Source organism: Rhodococcus sp. T2V (assembly GCF_029269925.1).
Lineage (GTDB): Bacteria > Actinomycetota > Actinomycetes > Mycobacteriales > Mycobacteriaceae > Rhodococcus_F > Rhodococcus_F koreensis.
Window position 1 is genome coordinate 1 of sequence record NZ_JARJBD010000041.1, and the last position, 22,126, is coordinate 22,126.

Below are 22,126 nucleotides of genomic sequence, written 5' to 3' on the forward strand. Positions count from 1 at the left end.
CTGACATTCATCGACACACTGTTGAGTTCTCAAAGAACACGCGCACACCATCACTTCTGACTCACTCGCCAGCCGCTCCGGGGCAACTTTTCCAGCTTATCTCATCGGACTGACCGGCGCAAACCGGCACCCGCTGAAGACATTCCGGGGTTGAAGCACAACCATACACGATGGTGAACTTCGGATTTGCCAGGCACTTCGTACAACCTCGTGGCATTCACCTTGCGGTGAAGGTCGGTGTCCGTGTCGCTCTGACTCGGAATAAGTTACGCGAACCGTGCGCCGATTTCCAAATCGCCTGGTCGCAGCGATTTTTTGCCGCCGATCCTTCAGGATCTGTCACTCTCGGCGGCACCGACTCCTTCTCTATAGGAACTCCTATAGAGAAGGTCGCAAGACGGCGGCGTCCTCAGCGGCAGGTGCGCAAGACCGTCTGCCCCGTGTCCAGCCGGCGGATGTTGTCGGTGATGTCGCGGACGCGTCCGACGAACGTGTGGTCGGTGACGCCGGACGAGTGCGGAGTCATCAGGACGTTCGGCAGGTCGCGGAACGGCAGTGCGCTCGGCGCGCCGTGACCGCCGGCATCGGGATAGGAGTACCAGACGTCGATGGCCGCGGCCGCGATCCGATGCGACGCCAGAGCGTCGTACAGCGGCCGTTCCTGAACGAGGGGGCCGCGCCCGACGTTGATCAGGACTCCGTCGGGTCCGAGTGCCTCGAGTTCCGGCCCGCCGATCATGCCGCGGGTGTGATCGCCCAGTGGCGCGGACACCACGACGACGTCGGACTCGGTCATGAGCCGGAGCAGCGACGTGTTGTCGCCCGCCCATTCGAGGCCTTCCGCCTTGGCGTCGAGATTTCCGCGCCCGGTGACCGCGCAGCCCACTGCACCGAACGCGCGGAGCAAGCTCCACGACCTCCCGCCGATGTGACCGAAGCCGACGAACCCGACCCGCGCACCACGCATGGACAGGGACTGCGCGATCGCGTCGTCGTAGACGGACGTCGCCCACACGTCGCCGCGGAGGGCGCGGTCGTGACCGAGGAATCCGCGGCGCAGCATCAGCGCCGACGACACGATGTACTCCGCGATCGAGTCCTCGTGGTGGAACGTGTTGGCGACCAGGGTGTCGGGAGGAAGGGCGTCGAAGGCCACGTTGTCGGTGCCCGCGCCGGCGACGTGCAGCAGCCGCAGCTTGGGTGCGGCGGCCGCCATCGCGGCGGTGAACCGGCCACCCACGTACACGCCGGCGTCGGCGAGGTCGGGGACGATCGCCGACTCGTCGAACGTCCGATGCCACGACACCGCGGCGCCGGACGGCAGCCCCGACTCGAACAGCTCGCGATGCGGCAGCAGATTCCGGTCGCCGACGACGATCTTCATCAGGCGCGGACCAGCGCCGGGCGCTTGCTGTCGAACGACCAGCCGGGCACCAGGAACTGCATGCCGACCGAGTCGTCGCGTGCGCCGAGCCCCTTCTGGAGGTACAGCTCGTGCGCGGCCTCGACCCGGTCCATGTCGAGCTCCACCCCGAGGCCCGGCGTCGACGGCACGGTCAGGTAGCCGCCCTCGATCGCGTACGGGTCTCGGGTGATCCGCTGACCGTCCTGCCAGATCCAGTGAGTGTCGATGGCAGTGATGTCGCCCGGGGCCGCGGCGGCCACGTGGGTGAACATGGCGAGCGACACGTCGAAGTGGTTATTGGAATGCGATCCCCAGGTGAGGCCCCACGCATCGCAGAGCTGGGCGACGCGGACCGATCCGGCCATCGTCCAGAAGTGCGGGTCGGCGAGGGGGATGTCGACGGCGCCGGAGCGAATGGTGTGCCCCATCTCGCGCCAGTCGGTGGCGATCATGTTGGTGGCGGTCGGCAGTCCGGTGGCGCGCTTGAACTCGCTCATCACCTCGCGGCCGGAGAAGCTGCCCTCGGGGCCGACCGGATCCTCGGCGTACGCGAGCACGTCCTTCAGCCCGCGGCAGGTCTCGATGGCCTCCGACAGCAGCCACCCGCCGTTGGGGTCGAGGGTGACCCGGGCGTCGGGGAACCGCTCCGCCAGCGCCGTGACGGCCGCCGCCTCCTCGCGGGGTGCGAGGACGCCACCCTTGAGCTTGAAGTCGGCGAACCCGTACCGCGCCTGCGCGGCCTCGGCGAGTCGCACGACGGCGTCCGGTGTCAGGGCCTCCTCGTGCCGCAGGCGCAGCCAGTCGTCGGACTCGCCCGCACCCGACTGATAGTCCAGGTCGGTCTTGTTGCGGTCACCGACGAAGAAGAGGTAGCCGAGCGCCTGCACCTTCTCGCGCTGCTGACCGTCGCCGAGCAGGGCCGCGACGGGAACACCGAGGTGCTGCCCGAGAACGTCGAGGAGCGCCGACTCGACGGCGGTGACGGCGTGGATCGCGACGCGGAGGTCGAACGTCTGGTTGCCGCGGCCTGCGGAGTCGCGGTCGGCGAACGTGCGCCGCAGGTCGGCGAGCACTCCGTTGTACTCGCCGATGCTGCGCCCGGTCACGATGGCGCGGGCGTCCTCGAGGGTACGCCGGATCGGCTCACCGCCGGGTACCTCGCCGACACCGGTGTTGCCGTCGGAATCGGTGAGGATCACCAGGTTCCGGGTGAAGTACGGGGCATGCGCGCCGGACAGGTTCAGGAGCATGCTGTCGTGTCCCGCGATCGGAACCACTCGCATGTCGGTGACGACCGGGGTGCTCGTTGTACTCATCTTCCGAAACCTTCCTTCACAGCGCAGCGCCGCCCGTGAGGCGCCTCACAACGAAAACTCTAAGTGGCCCGATCGATACATGTCCAAGACTTGTTGAGCATCGAACGATGCAGACACTGCATCAGAGAAGCTGCTGTCCGATCAGCATCAACGCACCCACACAGGACACCGCGATGGACGTCCCGCGCAGGCGAGACGCGTCCAGGTGGCGGTTCACGAACCGCGACGCCACGTATCCGAGCACCGTCACCGGGGCGAGCAACGCGAACATCACCGCCGACTCGCGATGCACCGAACCCGTCGCGGCGAGAACGGCGACCGACAGTGTGGAGCCCACAAGGAAGAACGCGCTCATGTTGCCGCGCAGCTGCGCCCCCTTCGACCCCTGCATCACCAGCGCCATCGGCGGTCCGCCGATCGACGTGGCCGTGCCGAGGAGACCCGACGCGGCGCCGGCGACGGCGAGGTTCCGGCGTCGCTGCGGCGGCGCCCAGCCCAGGGTCGCGAAGACGACCCCGGAGAGCACCACGCCCGCGAGCAGCAGCGACAACCCCCGTTCCGGCAGCACCACCAGCAGTACCGCGCCCGCGATGGTGCCCGGCACCCGGCCGGCCAGAGCCCACCCCGTGCCGGTCAGGTCCAGGGCCTCCCGTTCCCGCCACACCACCATCACCGTCACGACCGTCGCCGTCATGATCAGCGTCCCGGGCAGCAGGCTCGGATCGACGAGCGCCACGACCGGTGCCGCGAGCATCCCCATCCCGAATCCGATCGACGCCTGCATGCACGAGGCGAGAAAGACGGCGAGCGCGATGACCGCGAACTCGGCCCCGCTCACCCGACCGCGACCGGCACGCCGAGCGCGACCGGACGGCGAGGATGGTGGCATTCGGCGACGTGGCCGCTTTCGCTCGCGTCGACGGCGCCGGGCGGCACCGTGCTCGCGCAGATGTCGGTCGCATGCGCGCAGCGGGTGCGGAACCGGCAGCCCGACGGCGGGTTCAGCGGCGACGGAACCTCACCCTCGAGGATGATCCGCTTGCCGCGGGATCCGGCGTCCAGCTTCGGTGCCGCCGACATCAGAGCCTCGGTGTACGGGTGGGCGGGACGGTCGAAGACGGCGTCCGTCGCGCCCGTCTCCACGATCCGGCCGAGGTACATCACGGCGACGCGGTCGGCGACGTGCCGGACCACCGACAGGTCGTGCGAAATGAACACGTACGAGATGCCGAGCTGTTTCTGCAGGTCGTTCAGCAGATTGAGCACCTGGGCCTGCACCGACAGGTCCAGGGCCGACACGGGTTCGTCGCAGATGACGACGCTCGGGTTCAGCGCCAGGGCCCGGGCGATCCCGAGACGCTGACGCTGACCGCCGGAGAACTCCTGCGGGTAGCGGTGCTCGTCGCTCGGCCGCAGACCCACCAGGTGCAGCAGTTCCCGCACCCGCGCCGCCCGGTCGCGGCTGGTCTTGTACATCGTCTTGTGGGTGCGCCACGGCTCGGCGATGATGTCGGCCGCCGACATCCGGGAGTTCAGCGACGCGTACGGGTCCTGGAACACCATCTGCACCCGGCGGCGCAGCGCCAGCAGCTCCTTGCCTTTGAGCGAGAACGGGTCGACGCCGTAACACGTCACCGAACCGGAGTCGGGACGCTCGAGCATCATCAGCGTCCGGGCGAGGGTGGACTTGCCGCAGCCCGATTCGCCGACGAGCCCGAGTGTTTCGCCGCGGGCGAGGTCGAGGTCGATGCCGTCGAGCGCACGCAACTGGTTCTTGCCCGCCGCGTTGGCAGGCACCTTGAACGTTTTGGTGAGGCCCCGCACCTTCAGAATCGACTCGGACATGTCAGACCTCCTCGGGGAAATGGCACGCCGAGCGGCGGCCGGCCGCGACGCCGGCAAGCTGCGGGCGGGTGGTGCGGCACAGGTCGCGGGCGAGCGGGCAGCGCGCCTGGTAGACGCAGCCGGACGGAATGGAGTGCAGATCGGGCGGGGTGCCGCCGATCGACTTCAGGTCCTCGCCGCGGACCGCGTGCACGGGAACCGAATCGAGCAGGCCCTTGGTGTACGGGTGCTGCGGCGCGGAGAAGACCTCGGCGACCGGTCCGGTCTCGACGACGTTGCCCGCATACATGATCGCGACGCGGTCGGCCTCCTCCGCCACCAGCGCGAGGTCGTGGGTGATGAGTATGACGGCCATGTCGTGCTCGGTGCGCAGGTCCCGCAGCAGCGACATGATCTGCGCCTGCACGGTGACGTCGAGTGCGGTGGTCGGCTCGTCGGCGAGCAGGACCGTCGGGCTCAGCGCGACGGCCATTGCAATCAGCAGGCGCTGGCGCATGCCGCCGGAGAACTGGTGCGGGTAGGAGTCGACGCGCGATTCGGGCTCGGGAATCCCGACCCTCTGCATCAGCGAGATCGCTTCGCGCCGCGCCTCTTTCGCGGACAACCCGCGGTGGATCCGGAACGGTTCGGCCAACTGCTTGCCGACGGTGTAGACGGGGTTGAGCGCGGTCAGCGCGTCCTGGAACACGATGGCGAGTTCGGTGGCGGCGAGGGCGCGGCGGGTCTTCGCCTTCGCCGTCACCAGGTCGACGTCGCCGAGGCGGACCGAGCCGTCGGTGACGTCGGCGATCGGCTCGAGCAGGCCGACGAGCGCCTGTGCGGTCATCGATTTACCGCACCCCGACTCGCCGAGCAACGCGAGGGTCTCCCCGCGTCGCGCGGTGAACGACACGTGGTCGACGGCCCGAACCGTGCCCGAGGGGGTGCGCAGGTCGACGGTGAGATCCGCGACCTCGAGTGCGACGCGGTCGACGTCTGCGAAGTCGGGTGATTCGACAGCCGGTGCAGGTGCACTCATGAGACGACCTTTCGGGTGGGGAACAGCCGGGAGCGACGCGACCGCGGGACGGTCAGGCGCCAGCGCTGGGCGGGGTCGGTGGCGATCCGGGCCCACGCGGCGAGCACGGTCGCCGACACGGTGGTGATGACGATGGCGAGCCCGGGGAAGAAGGACAGCCACCACGCCGTCTGCAGGTATGTCCGGCCCTGGGACACCATCAGGCCCCAGCTGATGTCGGGCGGCTGGATGCCGATGCCGAGGAAGCTCAGCGACGACTCGGCGAGCATCACGTAGCAGAAGTCCAGGGTGGCGACGGTGAGCAGAGTCGGCAGCAGGATGGGGAACACGTGCCTGCGGATGACGGCCCCGCTGCGGGCGCCGAACGTGCGTGCGGCGTCCACGAACAACCGGCTCTGCAGTTCCGCCGACTCCGCGCGGGCGGTGCGGAGGTAGATCGGGATGCGGGTGATCGCCAGGACCAGGACGATGTTCGCGGCGCTGGGCGAGAACACGTACAGGACGACGACGGCCATCAGCAGCGACGGGAAGCTCATGATGACGTCGGCGACGCGCATCGCCGTCGTCTCCCGCCAGCCGCGGTGGTACCCGGCCCACATGCCGATGAGCGAACCGACGATGCAGGACAGCGCGACCGCGGGCAGCGCCACCAGGAGGGTGGTGCGGCACGCGACGATCAACCGGGCGAGCATGCTGCGCCCGAGCGGGTCGGTGCCGAGGATGTTCATCCACCCGTTCGCCACGTGGAACGGTGCGAGGTTGGACTGGTCCAGGTTCTGATCGGTCGCGGCGTCGCCGACCAGCCACGGGCCGAAGACGGCGACGAGGAACACGAACACCAGGATCGCCGCCGCGACCGTGGCCATCCGGTCCCGAAGGAGCAGTTTCCACAACGGCGTCTTGTTCCGTGCGGGTCTGGGCGCGGGAGCGGCCGGGGCCGGGGGCGTCTCGTCGGGGCCGGGGTGGACGTCGCCGGCTCCGTCGAGGCGGGGAGCGTTGTCTATGGACATGTCGGCGGCCTCCTAGACCTTGGTCTTCTCGCGGACACGCGCGTCGAGAAGTGCGTAGCCCGCGTCGATCAGGATGTTGAGGACGAAGATGCTGACCGCGGTCAGGAGCACCGCCGCCTGCAGGACCGCGAAGTCTCGCTGCAGGATCGCGTCGATCATCAGCTTGCCGATGCCGGGCCACCCGAAGATCGCCTCCACGACGACGGCGCCGTTGACCAGGCCGACGGTGAGGTCGCCGGCCACCGTCAGCGCCGGGGCAGCGGCGTTGCGGAGCGCGTGATGGGTGACGACGCGCAGGTCGCCGGCGCCCTTGCTGCGGGCAAGACGTACGTATGGTGCGGACAGCGCCGACACCATCGCGCCGCGCACTACCTGGGTGAGCACGCCCAGCGGGCGGATCAGCAGGGTCGCGATCGGCAGGATCCACGACAGCGCGCTTCCCGTGCCCGACGTGGGCAGCACCCCCATCACCACCGCGAAGATCCACACGCCGGTGATGGCGAACCAGAAGTCGGGGATGCTGGCCGCGGTCATCGACAGCAGGCTGGAGATCCGATCGGCCAGCGAGTTCGGCCGGTACGCCGCCCAGCAGCCGATCACGACGGCGCCGATGATCGCGAGCAGCATCGTGAAGAACGCCAGCTGCAACGTGGCGGGGAACGCCCGCAGCGCCATGGTCGCGGCGGATTCACCGGTGCGCAGCGACTCCCCGAAGTCCAGGTGGGCGACCCCGGACAGGTAGTCGGCCATCTGGCTCAGCACCGGCCTGTCGAGGCCGTTCTCGGCCGCGAACTCGGCGCGCTGATCGGGGGTCGCGGAGACCGGGAGGTAGAGGTTGGTCGGGTCGCCGGTGAGGCGGGCGAGCAGGAACACACCGAAGAGGACGACGAGGAGAGGGACGAGGCTGGTGTAGACGCGTCGGCGCAGGAAGGCGAACATGACTCACCGCCTTCGGATCGGGTTCGGTTGGGACATCACAATTCCTCCGGGGGCTGGGAAGAGGGTTTAGCCGTTTGCGGATGTGTCCGCGTGGGTCATCTCGCTCAGGCGCATCTCGTCGCCGGTCGCGGAGTTGGGCGTGTACTGCACGGTCGGGGATTTGGCGAGCACCCCGTTCATGTGGGCGATGTACGCGAACTGCCGGATCTCCTTCGGCTCGTTCGCCAGTACCGACGCGAACGCGTCCTGGCGGGCGGCGCCGACGAGCTTCTCTGCGGCGTCGATCTGCGCGTCGTAACCAGTTGTGCCGAAGTAACTCTGGTAACCGTCGCTGCGCATGTACTGGTCGACGGTGAACTGGGCGTCACCCGCCTGGTTGCCGTGCTGGATCACCAGCATCACCGGCCCGCTCTGCGGGTACGGCCGGACCTGGTACTCCAGCTGAGCCGCCGTGTCCATCATCTCGATCTTCACGTTCAGGCCTGCTTTGCTCAGCGAGTTCTGGATCACCTCGACGGTCTCGTTGATCTTGGGGAACTGGCCCGTGCGCCCGATCAGCCGGATCTGCTTGTCGACGGGAACGCCGTCTGCCTTGGCCTCCGCCACCAGTTGCGCGGCGCGGTCGGGGTCGTAGGGGGTCGGCTGAAGGTCGGGGTCGAACCCGACGATGCTGCTGCCGACGAGTTGCCCGGCCGGCTCGCCGAGGCCCTGGAACAGCGCCTTGACGATCCCGGCGCGGTTGACGGAGAGGTCGATGGCCTCGCGGACGCGGTAGTCGTCGAGCGGCGCCTGGCTGCCGTCGATGCGCAGCGCGGTGGTCTCGTTGTTGGGGTAGGCGGCACCGAGATCGCCGGCGCCGTCCTCTGGGCCGAGCGACGTGGCGAGTTCGGCCTCGTCGTTCACCACCATCGCCGCCCGCACACTGCCCTCGGCGCGCCACTGGTAGATGGCCCGCGCGTACTCGGGGGCCGTGCCCCAGTAGGTGTCGTTGCGGACCAGGGACAGCCGCTGGCCGTGATCCCAGTAGTCGATCTTGTAGGGGCCGGTGCCGATGGGATCGCGCACCTTGTCCTTGGTGTCGGTGGTGGACGGCACCATCTCCACGAACGAGATCCGCAGCGGCAGGATCGGGTCTGCGGTGGGCGTCTGGACCGTCACGGTCGACGGGTCGATCGCGTTCACGACGAGCGCGTCGTCGCCGAAGACGTACCCGTCGACGTCGCAGCCGATGGTCGAGTTGACGGTGCGGTCGATCGAGAACGCGGCGTCCTCGGCGTCGAACGCGCTGCCGTCGCTGAACGTGACACCGGGACGGATCCGGAACGTCCAGACGGTGTCCGAGGTCCGCTCCCACGAGTCGGCGAGCTTCGGTTCCAGGTCGCCGGTGTCGGCGTTGCGTTCCACCAGCGGCTCGGTGATGTTGGAGCGGACGACGACTCCGGTCGAGGTGAGTGACGCGTCGCAGGGCTCGAGCGTGGGCGGCTCCTGCGGGAGCACGATCCGCAACGTGTCGGGGCTGGCGGCGTCGCTGTGGCTCGAATTGGCGACCGAGCAACCTGCGGCCAGAGCCGGCACCGTCAGCGCGGCGGTGGCCACGGCGACGACGCGGTAACGGGTTCCCTGCTGCAGCGAACGTGCAGGGCTCATGGTGTCCTCCGTAGGGATGTGTCGCGTACTCGACGCGAGTGAAGAGGGCCCGCCTGTGACGGTAGACACACGCTATGAGCGGCCCGGAGGAGCCGTCAACAGGGGGTGAAGGCGCAAAACGGCTCGTGAGGGCCGTCACAGGCGCAATATCGAGGAGACTGCGATCACCCCGGCGGGCCCCTGACCGGCGCATACAGGACGATTCGGGATCTGCGCACGTCAGCGCGCCGCCGACCGATGCCGTTTCAGTATCGATCCATGTTATTTACGTGTTGGACAGGTATTCCGAGGGCGGCTTAACGTACGGGTAACCGGCGGCGCGGACAGCCGCGTCGCCACTCGTCAGGAGGCACGATGGTGACCGCAGAGGCGTCCGTGAAAGAAGCTGCCGCACAGACCGTTTCAGGAGGGCGGGTTCTGCAGGTCGGGCCGCTGAAGCCGTCGCTCACCGCAACGCTCTCCGAGAAGTACGACGCCCTCACCCTCCCCCTCGGAGAAGACCGGAGCAGCTTCCTCGCCGAGCACGGCGAAACCGTCACCGCCGTCGTGACGTCCGGACGCACCGGAGTCGACGCCGCCCTGATGACCCAGCTGCCGAACCTCGGCGCCATCGTGCACTTCGGAGTCGGTTACGACACAACGGATGTCGAGCGCGCCGAAGAACTCGGAATCGGCGTCAGCAACACCCCCGACGTCCTCACCGACTGCGTCGCCGACACCGCCGTCGGACTGCTCATCGACACGCTCCGCGGATTCTCCGCCTCGGACCGCTTCGTGCGCGCAGGCCGCTGGTCCGCCGAGGGCAACTACCCCCTCACCCGGAGGGTCAGCGGCACGCGGGTCGGCATCGTCGGCCTCGGCCGCATCGGCTCCGCCATCGCCGCCCGCCTCACCGGCTTCGGCTGCACGATCTCGTACCACAATCGGCGGGAGGTCCCCGATTCGCCGTTCACGTACGTCGGCTCGGCCGCCGCCCTCGCCGCCGGGGTCGACGTGCTGATCGTCGCCGCGGCAGGCGGCAAGGGAACCCAGAAGCTCGTGGACCGAGAGGTTCTCGAAGCACTCGGGCCCGACGGCTATCTGATCAACGTGGCACGCGGAAGCGTCGTCGACGAGGAGGCACTCGTCGAACTGCTCACCGAACGCAAGCTCGCCGGCGCCGGACTGGACGTGTTCACCCGGGAGCCCCACGTTCCCGAGGCGCTCCTCGCGCTCGACACCGTCGTCCTCCTCCCCCACGTCGGCAGCGGCACCACCGAGACCCGCGCCGCGATGGAGGCTCTGACCCTGCAGAACCTCGACGAGTACCTCGCCCAGGGCACCCTGACCACCCCCGTTCTCGAGCCGAGGTCACGATGAGCGTCATTCTCAGTTACGTCCCGACCGTCGAAGGTCGTGGCGCCCTCGCCTTCGGGTTCACCGAAGCCCGCATGCGCGCAACGGATCTCGTGGTGATCGCCGACGGCGACAGCGCCTCGGCAGCCGGGTTCGAGGCCGAACTGCACTCCGCCAGGGAGGAAGCGGACGCGGCCGGCGTCGACTACCGCATCGCGCGGAACGAACCCGGCCGCTCCCACGCCGACAACCTCATCGACGCGTCCTACGACTCCGCCGCCGAACTCCTCGTCCTCGGCATGCGGCGCCGCTCCCCCGTCGGCAAACTCCTCATGGGCAGCGTCGCCCAGCGCGTGCTCCTCGAGGCGCAGTGCCCGGTCGTCGGGGTCAAGCCGCCGGTCGCCGCGGAGGTCTGAGCCGCCGAATCGCGGTGGATCGTGCTGCGGCGGCGGTATTCTTCCGGGCACGGGCCACGAGAGGACTGCCGATGCGCCGATCACCGTTCACCCGACTCGGCCTGCGGGCGGCCGTCGCCACCGGCGCGCTGATCCTCGCCACCGCGGTGGCCGCTGCACCCGCCACTTCGGCGATGCCGGCCGCGAACACGCTCTACGTGACCGAGAACGGCACCGGTTCCGTGCTGTCCCTGCCCGCCACCGGCGGCACCCCGAGCACCGTGGCCACCGGGATCGCCGGACCGGGCGGGATAGCGGTGTCGGGTGACACGCTGTTCGTCACCGCCGGCGCCTCGGTCGTGTCGGTGCCCGCCGCGGGCGGTAGCCCCACCACCCTCGCCACCGGCCTCGGTAACGCGTTCGACGTGGCGGTGTCCGGCGGGACGCTCTACGTCACCGAGTTCGATTCCGGCAACGTCGTCGCGCTGCCCGCAGGCGGTGGCACCCCCAGCCCGGTGGTCACCGGTCTCCAGCAACCGGTCGGGGTCGCCGTCTCCGGGAGCACCCTCTACGTCACCGTCGCCGGCGCGGGGACGCCCGGCACCGGTTCCGTCATCACCGTGCCCGTCACCGGCGGCACCCCCACCGTGCTGGCCGCCGGCCTGAATCTCCCGGCGGGAATCGACGTCGCCGGCGGCACCCTCCACGTCGCGGTCGCCGGTGACGGATCCGTGGTCTCCCTGCCGGCCACCGGCGGCACCCCGACCGTCCTGACGACCGGGCTCGTCCGCCCGTTCGGTCTCACCGTCTCGGCGGGCACGGTGTACGTCGCGGCCGCGGGCGATGCAGGCTCGAATAACGGCTCCGTGGTCTCCCTGCCCGCCACCGGGGGAACCCCCACCGTGCTGGCTGCCGGACTCGACCAGCCGTTCTCCGTCGCTGCCGCGGCGTCGCACTGCACAGGATCACTGTGCATCCCGTTCGGCAGCTAGCCGAGATCGCCGCCCGGATGCAGCTCTACTGCGGCGACCCCCGCCCGCTCGGCGTGATGGACGAACTCGGCACCCGGACCGAAGAACAACCGGGGACGCACGGCGTCGAGGCCGATCGGCCACTGCGTGCCGAAGTGGATGGTCGGCATGCAGGTGAGAGAGCAGGACGGCGTCCGGGTTGCGCACATGCGGCCCGATCGGCGAGGGTCCGCGGCGGCGGCGCAGGTGTGCGATGCGGTCGGTCAGCACCGGATCGGTGAGGACGACAGTCCCGCAATCGGCGAACAGCGCGCTGGCATGTCCGAGCCAGCGCACACCGAATGCGGTGGCATTCGAACACGGAGTCGCGCTCACCACCCTTACGATTCCAGACGAGGAAAGGGTGTGCGATGCGCTCTGTGGGCGGCGTGGTGCGGGTGCTCGTAGAGTTCATCGTGCTCTGGGGGTCGTCGGCGCTCGCGCTCATCGTGCTCGACCGCATCCTCGGCGGCATCACCCTGGACCCGTCGAGTTTCACTCCACTGCCGACGCTCCCGGCCGCGCTGGCGCTCGCGTTGGTGTTCGGACTGCTCAGCACGTCGCTGTGGCCGGTGATGATGCGGTGCATGTCGTGGATCGGCCCCGTGCTGCTGTTCGTCGGGGTGTTCTTCGCCGGCGGCGCGATCATGATGTTGACGCTGTACCTGGTGCCGGTCGCATCGGTGGACCAGGTGAGCGACGCGTTCGTCCTCGCGGCGCTGCTCTCGCTGTTCACCTCTGTCGTCTCGGGCGCCATCGCGTCCCGCTCCGACACCGCGTACCGCCTGATGCAGGTGCGACGGCAGCGGTTCCGGTTGCGTCGCAACGCGGCGCTCGTGGACGCGTCCCCGGGGATGTTGTGCATCCAGATCGACGGCCTCGGTTACGACGTGCTGCGTCGCGCGATCGCCGACGGTGTCACGCCCGGGCTGGCGAAGCTGGTACGCGACACCCACCGGCTGGTGCCGTGGCATACCGACTGGAGCAGTCAGACAGGTGCGACCCAGTTGGGTGTGCTGCACGGGTCCAACCACAACGTGCCTGCGTTCCGCTGGTACGACAAGACAACCGGGCACATCTCGGTGTTCAGCAACCCCGCCGACAACGAGCAGCGCGAACTCGAACGATCCGACATCCCCGGTCTGCTGGCGCACGACGGTGCGAGCCGCGGGAACCTGTTCACCGGCGGCGCACACGACAATGTGCTCGTCGTCAGCCGTATGCGTGGTGCCCGCCTCGGCGGCGGTGCCGGCTACAGCGCCTATTTCGCCGACCCGGCGAGCGCGCTGCGCACGTTCATCCGGATGGTCGCGGAACTGCAACGGGAACTACGCCAGTCACTGCGGCAGAAGCGTAAGGACGTCCGGCCGCGGGTGCCGCGGGGCGGGGTGTATCCCTTCGTGCGGGCGTTCGCGACCGTGCTCGCCACCGACGTGTCCGCCGCCTCGGTGGTCGGCGACCTGATCAAGGGGCGCAGCATCGTCTATGTCGATCTGATCGGCTACGACGAGGTGTCTCACCACTCCGGCATCTCCCGGCCCGAAACGCTCGCGGTGCTGACCAAACTCGACGACGTCATCGAGATGCTGCTCGCCGTGGTGAATCAGTCCGATCGCGACTACCGCGTCGTCGTGCTGTCCGACCACGGGCAGAGCCAGGGCTCGACTTTCCTGCAACGCTACGGGGAAACGTTAGGACAGTTGGTCGTCCGGCTCGCCGCGCGACGCGAGCCGACTGCGGTGAAGCGTCACTGGTACGGGCGCGAATCCGACGTGTCCGCACAACCCGGGGCGGAGGGGCTCGGCTACGCCGCAGCCAGCGTGCACTCACCGACCGCCACCGAGGAGACACACACCGCCGCAGGCGAGCCGATCGTGCTCGGCTCCGGCAACCTCGGCCTGGTCTACTTCCCCCAGTTGCCCGGACGCGCCGACGTCGACGCCATCGAGGCCGCACACCCCGGACTGCTCACCGGGCTGCGCGAGCATCCCGGGATCGCTTTCCTGCTCGTCGCCGCCCCCGGCGGGTCCGTGGTGCTCGGGCCGCACGGGCAGGTCGACGTGACAACCGGCGAGGTCACCGGCCGGAACCCCCTCGCACTGATGGGCCCAGACGCGCTGGCGAAAGTGCGGCGCACCGATACCTTCGACAACGTCGCCGACATCATGGTCGGCGGCGCGTACTGGCCCGACACCGACGAAGTCGCGGCGTTCGAGGAGCAGGTCGGCTCACACGGCGGCATGGGCGGACCGCAGAGCACCCCGTTTCTCGTCTACCCCGCCGACCTGCCCGCACCGCCCGACCCGCTGCACGGTGCCGAAGCCGTGCACCACGTGCTCGTCGGCTGGCGAGATCTGTCGACGGAATCAGGCGCAGCGGCGACGAGGCAGGACAATTCCACCCATGCGGACAATCGGTGACGCGCGTGGACCGGTGGTGGTAGGGCTGTCCACGCGGGTGGAGGCGGTCGATCCACCCGCGGGGTAGGTGGTGGTCGAGACCTCGTCACCGTCCGTCCCGAGACAGGCGAAGACGGCACAATCGAGTCGGAAGCCATGCCTGTCTGCGGTCTTTCGGAATCTGATGAGTGACCAGACGATGGCATGCCGGCGCGGCGACAGGGACTGTCCTGTCGCCGAGTCGGCGTGGTGTGTTGTGTTCCGTGGTCAGGAAGCCCGCGGCCCGGCCCGGTTGTGGGCTGGGATCGGCTTCCGCTCCCAGTCGACTTGCCGCGGCGGGATGAACGTGGGGTGCCGATCGGCCCCCATCTCGATTTCCCAGTCACTGCGATGGAGCAGCCGGTGATGAAATCCACAGAGCAGCACGAGGTTACCCATGTCGGACAGCCCACCTTCGGACCAATGGACGATGTGGTGGCCTTCGCACCATGACGGCGGCGCACCGCACCCAGGGAAGGCGCAACCTCGATCTCTGGCCACCAACGCTTTCCGCTGCCGCTTGGTGACGGTTCGGGTGGTATCTCCGAGGTCGAGTGGTGCGCCATTGCCGTCGAGCACGATCGGCGTGTAGATCGAATCACAACTCACGAGGCGGGCCATCTTGATGCTCAGCGGTCCCATCCACTCCGTCCACGCCACTCCGTCGACTGCGAACAGAGACTCCTCCGTCGCCGAGGCCCCTGCGCTCCTCGCGCACCGCAGTCGGTGCGGTCGGCATGGTCGGCATGGTCGGCCAGGTCCTTGACGTTGACATGCAGCGAGATGTGCGGCCGCTCGCCGCCCTCTTCACCGGCAATTTCAGAGTTGAGATAGCGGCGCAGCAGTTCGGTGAACCCGTTGGCCCGCCGCTGCCCCGGGGTACGGGTGTCTTTGGTTCCGTCCTGCGCCGGCCGCGGCTTGGACAGACCGGACAATGCCGAGAGCAGCATTTCGCCGGTGACTGCGTCGAGGTCACCTTTGACTGCCATGCGTCCGTTGAGCGTCTTGCAGGCATGGAACTCGTTGAGTTCGGTGTCTTCACTGGGCGGCGGATCGTCGGATTCGAAGATACGTTCCAGCCTGGCGATGACGGCGCGCACCGCGTCCGTGTTAGCAGTGGGACCGGATGCCGCGAACAGCAACGCATTTCGGCAATCATCGAGCGCCTCGCGCGGCATACCTTTCGGCGGCCTCTCGCAGAACTTCATGATGAGCGCCGCGTGCTCCGCCGAGATGTAGGTGCCATAGAACTCGTCCGCGATCTCCGACTGGCGTCGCAAACCTCTGCCCAGCATCACGACTCGCCCCGCCGCACCCACCTCGAGCAGCGTCTTGGACGCCAGCCACATCTTGACATTCGGAAATCCCAGCACATCGACCGTGCAGCGATGGTCGACGGCACCGACGAGTTTGACGCGCAGCGCCTCGAGTTTCTGAATCTCGTCCGAAATACGAACAACCGAGTCGAGCAGTTCGACCTCGGCCAGACGCCACCCATCACCGACCGCAGTTGTCAGAATATCGTCCGACAACGCCCCCTGGATATCCTCCCCGATCCCCATGCACCGATTCTAGTTCGAACAAACATTCGAGTCAATACTCGATTTCGAACACGGTGCCGAATTGAATTGCGGCGCGGACGAACCCGTCGACGTTCCGCGTGAGAAGGAGCTAGTCGTAGATGACGGCAAGACCCCGACGCTCGAGGTCAGCCAAACCGTCCCGCATGGATTGAAGCTGTTCAGGTGAGTGCCCTACCCAGTCCGTGATCTCGCCGACTATTCGCACAGGCTCCCGGGTGCGGTAGGAGCGAGTCGGATTCCCGGGATACTTCTTGTCCGTCACATTCGGGTCGTCCTCCAGTGTGCCTTCCGGCTCCACGATGTAGATGCGACACCGGCCATCGCCCACAGCCAGCTCGGCTCCCCACACTGCGGCATCCAATGTGTGCGTCATGTACACGTGGTTCGCGAGCCGCCCTCCGCCATAGTTCGACCGGCGACCGGGCAGCAGCAGATCACCCACCGAGAGGTCGGCCTTGGTGCCGTGAAGGAGCGCACCCGACTCGTGCACTTCGAAAGGTTTCGGCGTGCTCGTCACGACGACCTCCATCCGTTGTAGTTGGTCGGAAGATTGTGCGGCACGTCAGGGGCCTTGCCGCAAGCCCCCCTCTCTGCCATATGGTGAGAACGGGAGCAACGCGCGCCTCCCCATCCGTAACCGCGGCGGCGCCGAATACCTGCCGTGGGACAGCCATGATCGATGGGCCCGATCGCGCGGACGGCGCACAACTGGGCGGTCGCCTCCTGACCTTGGTCGGCGACCGCGACTTCCACGCGCTCGCCCGCGAGATCTCGCGGATCACCTGCGGCGCCGGGAGCGACGGCGCGGCGTTCACCGCGGTCGTGACGTGGATGGTCGCCACCATCGCCGACCTCGTCGCGGACCCGACCGCCAGTGTCACCGACGCCGTCGACAGCTTCATCAGCGTCGTCCCCGTCGTGCACGACGCACCCGAGCTGGACGACGAGCTGCCCGCGCCCGCCGAATGGCTGTTCAGCGCCGTCGTGACTCACCTGCAGGGCAGGCACCGGGCGGGATCCGATCCCCCGCCGCCCGTGCCCGCCGACACCGAACTCGCACGGGTGCAGGCCCTCGTCGAAGCATTGCTGTGGCTCGACGCCCTCCTCGAACGCGACCACGACCTGTAGCGCCGCTCAGGGTTGCACGGGCGGGGTGTAGGTGAGCGTGTTGCCGAGGAACCACAGCAGTCCGAGCACGATGGGCAGGTGGAAGACGAGCTGCACCGCGGTGAACCCGACGAGGTGCCGGGCGCGCAGGCCCAGGATGCCGAGGAGCGGCAGCATCCAGAACGGGTTGACGAGATTGGGCAGCGCCTCCGCGGCGTTGTAGATCTGGACCGTCCACCCGAGATGCGCCTGAAGGTCGTTGGACGCCTGCATCACGTACGGGGCCTCGATGATCCATTTGCCGCCGCCCGACGGAATGAACAACCCGAGCACCGCCGAGTAGATACCGATGACCAATCCGAACGTGCCGTGCGAGGCGACGCTGACGAAGCCCTGGGAAATGTAGTGCGCCACCGTGTTGCCGTCGGCGTCCTGGGCCCGGGTCATGATGGCGGCGATCCCGGCGTAGAACGGGAACTGCACGAGGATGCTCGCGCACGCGGGCACCGCGTTCTTCACCGCGAGCAGGAAGCGCCGCGGACGCCAGTGCAGCAGCATGCCCAACGTCAGGAACAGCAGGTTGTACGTGCTCAGGTTGGAGATCACGAGAATCGGATCGTTCGACGCGAATTCCCGCAGCAGCCAGCCGAAGACGAGCGCACCGACGATCAGGGGAAGCACCGGGCTGTACTCGAGCCAGTCGCCGGGACGCTCCCGCTTCGGCAGCGGCGGCGGCGCGTCGTGGACGTCCACCCCCAGATCCTCCGCCGTCACCGAGTTCGCCTTGTGCGGCGCGGACAGATACGCGATCACGATGCTGACCACGAAGATCACCGCCGCGAGGAACAGCGACTGCCACAGGAAGATCGTGTCCCGGAACGGGATGACACCCGTGATCGCGAGCAGCTCCGGGGTGAGGCTCTTCGGATTCGCCTGCAGCTGCGCCGCCGAGGAGCTCAGCCCGAGCGCCCAGATTCCGCCGATTCCCAGATAGGCGGCCGCGCCCGCGGCCCGGTAGTCGAGGCCGAGTTCGGTGCGGCGCGCCATCGCCCGCGCCAGCAACCCGGCGAAGACCAGTCCGAAACCCCAGTTCACCATCGACGTCACGAGGCTGATCACGGCGATGAACGTGACGCCGCCGCGGGCGGTGCGCGGTATCGCCGCGAGCCGCGTGATGAGACGTTCGGCGGGCGGCGACGACGCCACGATGTAGCCGGTGACCACGACCATCGCCATCTGCATCGTGAACGGGATCAGATCCCAGAAACCGGTCGAGAAGTTCGTCGCCACCGTCGCCGGCGACGCCCCGATGGCCAGCGCGGCGCCGGCCACCAACGCCACCGCGAGCAGCGCGAAGATGAACGCGTCCGGGAACCACCGCTCGATGACCGACGCGAACCGCAGCGCGACCCGGGCCAGGAAGCCCTCACGGGCGTCCTGCCGTTCCTCGTCGCGAAGCTCGGATTCTACTGTGCTGCTCATGATGTCGCCACCTCCGGCCGGCGCGGCACGATGGGAAGACTCGCCGCGACTCCCACCGAGGACTCGAACATCTGCGCGTGCGCGAGCAGCCGGGCCTCCTGCCCCGGCGCGCCGACCAGCTGCAGTCCCACCGGCAATCCCGCGTCGGAGAATCCGCACGGGAGTGCGACGACCGGGCACCCGGTGAGACTCACGCAGAACGTGATCGCGATCCAGTCGATGTACGTCCGCGATTCCACGCCGTCGATGCGTTCGGGATACGTCCACTCCGCGGGGAAGGGATCGAGCGGCGCCGACGGGATCACCAGCAGATCGTGGGTCTCGAAGTAGTCCGCGATCTCGTGGAATAGTTGTCCGCGAACGCGTTCCGCCGACAGCAGCGTCTCCGTGGACTGGGTGAGTCCACGCTCGATGTTCCAGACGATGTCGGGCTTGATCGCGCCGCGATGCTCGGCGAGAAGTCCGCCGTGCACGGCCGCCACCAGATGGCTGCGCAGCGCCTGGAAGGCGTCGTAGGCGCCGGCGAAGTCCGGGCAGTCCGTCACGACGTCGGCACCCAGTGCGTCGAAATGTTTCATCGCGTCACCGCAGACGCGGCGCATCGCCGGCTCCACCGGGAGGCACCCGAGGTCCGGGCTGAATCCGACGCGGGCGGGCGGGTCGAAGGTCGTCAGGCGTTCCAGGAACGACCGCGGCCGTTCCGGTTTCGTCAACGGGTCGTGCAGGTCGTGCCCGACCATCGCATCCAGCATCAGGGCGGCGTCACCGACGTTGCGTGCCATCGGCCCCTCCACCCACAGCGGGTCGAACGGGATGGCGGGCCTGCGACGCGGGATCCGCCCGGGAGTCGGGCGCAGACCGACGGTCGCGTTGTATCCGGACGGGGTGCGGAGGCTGCCGCCCAGGTCGTTGCCGGTCGCCAGCCAGGCGCTACCGGAGGCGAGCGCGGCCGCCGAACCACCGGAGGAACCGCCCACCGAACGGTCGAGGTTCCACGGGTTGCGGCTGGGCCCGAACAGCGTGTTGTACGTGTGACCGCCGGCGAACTCGGGCACGTTGGACTTGGCGTACGGGATGCCGCCGTTGTTCTCGAGGACGCTCACCATCGCGTCGGACCGGGTGGCGACGTGGTCGGCGAACAGGGGTGAGCCGTGCGTCGTGCGCTGCCCCGCCACGTCGTTGTAGTCCTTCACCGCGACCGGGAGTCCGGCGAGCAGGCCGCGCCCGGCCGGATCCGGAATCTCGGCCTCCAGCCGCGCCGCGCGTTCGGCGGCGGCATCGAAGAACTGGATCGGGAGGGCATTGACCTGCCGGTCCGCCTCGGCAACGTGCCTGCGGAGGGCCTCGAGCACGCTCGTCGGCGTCTCGGTTCCTTCGCGCAGCAACCGGACGACCTCGCGTGCGGGCTTCTGGATCAGATCGGACATCGGGGCTCCTCATGGGACGAACGTCAGTTTCGGCCCCAAGCGTCACCCTGGCGTCGGATTCAAGCAATGAAAACCAGCAGTATGGAGGATTCAGCCGTAGGATTGGCCGATCATGCCGGAACACACAGCCGATCCCCTGGACCGCAAGATCATCGCCGCGCTGACCGTCGACGGCCGCGCGACGTGGTCGACGATCGCGGCCGCCCTCGGCGAGGCCGAGCGCACGGTCGCGCGCCGGGGAGCGCGGCTGCTGGAGACGGGGATGGTGGAGGTCCGCGGGATGGCGGACCCGCATCGCACCGCCGACTCCGATCCGTTCATCGTCCACGGCCGGTGCCGGCCGGACAGCACGCTCATGGCCGCCGTCGCGCTGGCCCACCGACCGGAAAGCGTGACGGTCTACGTGCTGTCCGGACCTCAGCACTGCTACGCCGACATCTGGGCTCCGCGCCGCCGGCAGTCCCGCCTCTTCCTGCAGGAAATGGCGACGCCGTCCGGTTTTCTGCAGATGGACATCTCGCCGGTGCTCGAATACATACGTACGCTTCACGACTGGGAACCGGGGATCCTGACCGAAACACAGACCGCCCAGATCCGCCGGATCCCGAAGACCCGCTGGCCGCAATTCACCGACCCCGTCGCCCTCGATCGGGAGGACAAGGCACTGGTGCGGTTGGTCGTCGAGAACGGCCGGGCGAGTTTCGAGGAACTGTCCCGGCTCGTGGGCATCTCCGAACAGACCGTCAAACGACGCCTCGACAAGATGCGGCAGTCCGGGCTGCTCACGTTCCGCGCGGTGTTCGACCCGGCGCTGATCGGCCTGCCCGTCGCCGCGCTGCTGTGGATCCGGACCAAACCGTCGCGGGTGTCGGCGGTCGCCGAGGCGCTCGCCGGTCAGCCGTTCCTCCGGTACGCGGCGATCATCATGGGCGATCACCAGATCGTCGCGGACTTCCGACTGCCGTCGAAGGAAGCCCTGCGCGAGTTGATGCTCGAAGCCGAGTGGCTCGAGCACGTCGACCGGCTGGAAAGCTCGCTGATCCTGGAAACCCTCAAACAGAGCCGCGTCCTCGCGAGCGATCTCGGGTAGAAGACCACCCGCGGGTGACCCCGTGTCGCGCATCCGGGCCCCGCACCGTACGGTTGGTCGAAGTTGAGTACACAGCTACCGAGTTCGCGGGACGTCCGACGTGTCCGCACTCCGTTCTGGCGTAGCGATCGCGCACAGTTCGCGAGGACGCCCCTTCCATTTCGATCTTCTCGTGATCTGCCGGAAGTCCGTACTTCCGGCCCATTGATCTGCGGGGTGCCTGCATGACGAAGACCGCGGGCGGCGCGACGGTCACAACAGTCGAAAGGTGATCGCTCATGCCACTCACCGTGGAGCACACCACCCGTTATGCCGACGCCCTCACGACGCTGGCCCTGGCTGCACATCGCCCGGCGACCGTGGTCAACACCGGCGCCGGTTACGCGGTCCGGGTCGATTTCGAACGCGGCATCCATTTGCTCGCCACCAACGCGCCGGGTGATCTCAGTTCCGATCCGGACGCACAGAACCCGTGGGTCGTGCGGTTCTTCCAGCGGCACCCCGACGCCGAGGACGTGCAGTTGGTGGAGGTGACCGGGGAATGGCTCGTCGACGCGTTCGACCAGGCCCTCGCCGTGATGCCGATCGCCGGGGTCGCCGACGACCTCGATCCGGAATCCGGCGAGCAGCACCCCACCGCGCTCGATCTCACCCAGTAAACGACCGAAGTTCGTCACCGGCCGGCCGCGGACCGTCTCCCTCCCCCGGGTAGACGGTCCGCGAGCCGTCCCAGCCGTTCCACCGCGGGCAAGGCGTGCGCGATCTTCTCCGCGTCGCGGGCAATGATCTCGGCGCTCTGATCGATGCCCTTCGCGCTGACGGCGAGCCCTTCCGCGGTCTCCGCGATCTGCTTCGCGGCGTCGAGTAGTTCGGACAGGTCGTCGAGGGCGGGACCCAGGCGGTCGATCAGTACCCCGACCTGGCGTATCCGGAGCACGACCGTCGTGACGGCCTGTTCCCACTCTCGGATCTCGCTCGAGACGTGCTGCAGGATCTTGATGGGAGACTCCTTGTCGGTACTCGGCGCCGGGCGGTGACGGGCGTCCAACCTATCCGTTACTCCGAGTATCCCGTACTCC

At 68.3% G+C, this 22,126-nt stretch carries 21 protein-coding genes and 1 pseudogene; 7 read left to right on the top strand and 15 right to left on the bottom strand.

Features of this window, described 5'->3' with window-relative positions:
- Positions 1-409: 409 nt before the first annotated feature.
- The 8 genes from P3H15_RS29260 to P3H15_RS29295 all read right to left on the bottom strand — a co-directional run bounded on the left by P3H15_RS29260 (position 410) and on the right by P3H15_RS29295 (position 9,180).
- Entirely contained in the window at positions 410-1,384 is a 975-nt protein-coding gene (locus P3H15_RS29260) for a 2-hydroxyacid dehydrogenase (protein ID WP_276140419.1), read from the bottom strand.
- Positions 1,384-2,721 (bottom strand): glucarate dehydratase, encoded by a 1,338-nt coding sequence (gudD, locus tag P3H15_RS29265; protein ID WP_276140420.1) that lies wholly within the window; start codon positions 2,719-2,721, stop codon positions 1,384-1,386. Before gudD ends, P3H15_RS29260 begins: the two co-directional genes overlap by 1 nt.
- Positions 2,722-2,842: 121 nt before the next feature.
- Complete coding sequence (locus tag P3H15_RS29270) at positions 2,843-3,559, bottom strand: sulfite exporter TauE/SafE family protein (RefSeq protein ID WP_276140421.1); 717 nt, start codon at positions 3,557-3,559, stop codon at positions 2,843-2,845.
- Positions 3,556-4,566, bottom strand: a complete 1,011-nt coding sequence (locus tag P3H15_RS29275; RefSeq protein WP_276140422.1) for an ABC transporter ATP-binding protein — start codon at positions 4,564-4,566, stop codon at positions 3,556-3,558. The genes P3H15_RS29270 and P3H15_RS29275 overlap by 4 nt, the downstream gene beginning before the upstream one ends.
- A 1-nt stretch (position 4,567) precedes the next feature.
- Positions 4,568-5,584, bottom strand: a complete 1,017-nt coding sequence (locus tag P3H15_RS29280) for an ABC transporter ATP-binding protein (protein ID WP_276140423.1) — start codon at positions 5,582-5,584, stop codon at positions 4,568-4,570.
- Positions 5,581-6,594, bottom strand: coding sequence for an ABC transporter permease (locus tag P3H15_RS29285; RefSeq protein ID WP_276140424.1), 1,014 nt, complete (start codon positions 6,592-6,594; stop codon positions 5,581-5,583). The genes P3H15_RS29280 and P3H15_RS29285 overlap by 4 nt, the downstream gene beginning before the upstream one ends.
- A gap of 12 nt (positions 6,595-6,606) precedes the next feature.
- Positions 6,607-7,533: an ABC transporter permease gene (locus tag P3H15_RS29290; protein WP_276140425.1), complete on the bottom strand. Its 927-nt coding sequence runs from the start codon at positions 7,531-7,533 to the stop codon at positions 6,607-6,609.
- Positions 7,534-7,599: 66 nt separating this feature from the next.
- Positions 7,600-9,180 (bottom strand): ABC transporter substrate-binding protein, encoded by a 1,581-nt coding sequence (locus tag P3H15_RS29295; protein WP_276140426.1) that lies wholly within the window; start codon positions 9,178-9,180, stop codon positions 7,600-7,602.
- 354 nt (positions 9,181-9,534) lie between these two features.
- On the opposite strand from P3H15_RS29295, the gene P3H15_RS29300 reads away from it, so the two are divergent.
- From P3H15_RS29300 to P3H15_RS29310, 3 genes are all read left to right on the top strand, one after another.
- A complete protein-coding gene (locus tag P3H15_RS29300; RefSeq protein ID WP_276140427.1) occupies positions 9,535-10,539 on the top strand; it encodes a 2-hydroxyacid dehydrogenase in 1,005 nt (334 codons plus the stop codon).
- Positions 10,536-10,931 (top strand): universal stress protein, encoded by a 396-nt coding sequence (locus P3H15_RS29305; RefSeq protein ID WP_276140428.1) that lies wholly within the window; start codon positions 10,536-10,538, stop codon positions 10,929-10,931. The genes P3H15_RS29300 and P3H15_RS29305 overlap by 4 nt, the downstream gene beginning before the upstream one ends.
- Positions 10,932-11,002: 71 nt before the next feature.
- Positions 11,003-11,902: a hypothetical protein gene (locus P3H15_RS29310; protein WP_276140429.1), complete on the top strand. Its 900-nt coding sequence runs from the start codon at positions 11,003-11,005 to the stop codon at positions 11,900-11,902.
- Here P3H15_RS29310 and P3H15_RS29315 read toward each other — a convergent pair.
- Positions 11,899-12,256, bottom strand: a pseudogene (locus P3H15_RS29315) (MBL fold metallo-hydrolase). The gene P3H15_RS29310 and the pseudogene P3H15_RS29315 sit on opposite strands and share 4 nt — an antisense overlap.
- Positions 12,257-12,291: 35 nt before the next feature.
- Between P3H15_RS29315 and P3H15_RS29320 the strand changes: the two are divergent.
- Positions 12,292-14,340, top strand: a complete 2,049-nt coding sequence (locus tag P3H15_RS29320) for a phage holin family protein (RefSeq protein ID WP_276140430.1) — start codon at positions 12,292-12,294, stop codon at positions 14,338-14,340.
- Between the two features lie 246 nt (positions 14,341-14,586).
- Here the strand turns inward: P3H15_RS29320 and P3H15_RS29325 are convergent, their stop codons facing one another.
- The 3 genes from P3H15_RS29325 to arr all read right to left on the bottom strand — a co-directional run bounded on the left by P3H15_RS29325 (position 14,587) and on the right by arr (position 16,470).
- A complete protein-coding gene (locus P3H15_RS29325) occupies positions 14,587-15,000 on the bottom strand; it encodes an HNH endonuclease signature motif containing protein (protein ID WP_276140431.1) in 414 nt (137 codons plus the stop codon).
- Positions 14,988-15,920: a DUF222 domain-containing protein gene (locus P3H15_RS29330; RefSeq protein ID WP_276140432.1), complete on the bottom strand. Its 933-nt coding sequence runs from the start codon at positions 15,918-15,920 to the stop codon at positions 14,988-14,990. The genes P3H15_RS29325 and P3H15_RS29330 overlap by 13 nt, the downstream gene beginning before the upstream one ends.
- A gap of 109 nt (positions 15,921-16,029) precedes the next feature.
- Complete coding sequence (gene arr / locus P3H15_RS29335; protein ID WP_276140433.1) at positions 16,030-16,470, bottom strand: NAD(+)--rifampin ADP-ribosyltransferase; 441 nt, start codon at positions 16,468-16,470, stop codon at positions 16,030-16,032.
- A 143-nt stretch (positions 16,471-16,613) separates the two neighbouring features.
- On the opposite strand from arr, the gene P3H15_RS29340 reads away from it, so the two are divergent.
- Positions 16,614-17,069: a hypothetical protein gene (locus tag P3H15_RS29340; protein ID WP_276140434.1), complete on the top strand. Its 456-nt coding sequence runs from the start codon at positions 16,614-16,616 to the stop codon at positions 17,067-17,069.
- 6 nt (positions 17,070-17,075) lie between these two features.
- Here the strand turns inward: P3H15_RS29340 and P3H15_RS29345 are convergent, their stop codons facing one another.
- Together P3H15_RS29345 and P3H15_RS29350 are read right to left on the bottom strand one after the other, a co-directional pair.
- A complete protein-coding gene (locus tag P3H15_RS29345; protein WP_276140435.1) occupies positions 17,076-18,530 on the bottom strand; it encodes a short-chain fatty acid transporter in 1,455 nt (484 codons plus the stop codon).
- Positions 18,527-19,957: an amidase gene (locus tag P3H15_RS29350; protein ID WP_276140436.1), complete on the bottom strand. Its 1,431-nt coding sequence runs from the start codon at positions 19,955-19,957 to the stop codon at positions 18,527-18,529. The genes P3H15_RS29345 and P3H15_RS29350 overlap by 4 nt, the downstream gene beginning before the upstream one ends.
- Before the next feature lie 112 nt (positions 19,958-20,069).
- Here P3H15_RS29350 and P3H15_RS29355 point away from each other — a divergent pair, with 112 nt between their 5' ends.
- Both P3H15_RS29355 and P3H15_RS29360 read left to right on the top strand, forming a co-directional pair.
- Positions 20,070-21,047, top strand: coding sequence for an Lrp/AsnC family transcriptional regulator (locus P3H15_RS29355; RefSeq protein WP_276140437.1), 978 nt, complete (start codon positions 20,070-20,072; stop codon positions 21,045-21,047).
- A 278-nt stretch (positions 21,048-21,325) separates the two neighbouring features.
- Entirely contained in the window at positions 21,326-21,706 is a 381-nt protein-coding gene (locus P3H15_RS29360) for a hypothetical protein (RefSeq protein WP_276140438.1), read from the top strand.
- A 14-nt stretch (positions 21,707-21,720) separates the two neighbouring features.
- Here P3H15_RS29360 and P3H15_RS29365 read toward each other — a convergent pair whose 3' ends face one another.
- A complete protein-coding gene (locus P3H15_RS29365) occupies positions 21,721-22,095 on the bottom strand; it encodes a hypothetical protein (protein ID WP_276140439.1) in 375 nt (124 codons plus the stop codon).
- Positions 22,096-22,126: the final 31 nt, after the last annotated feature.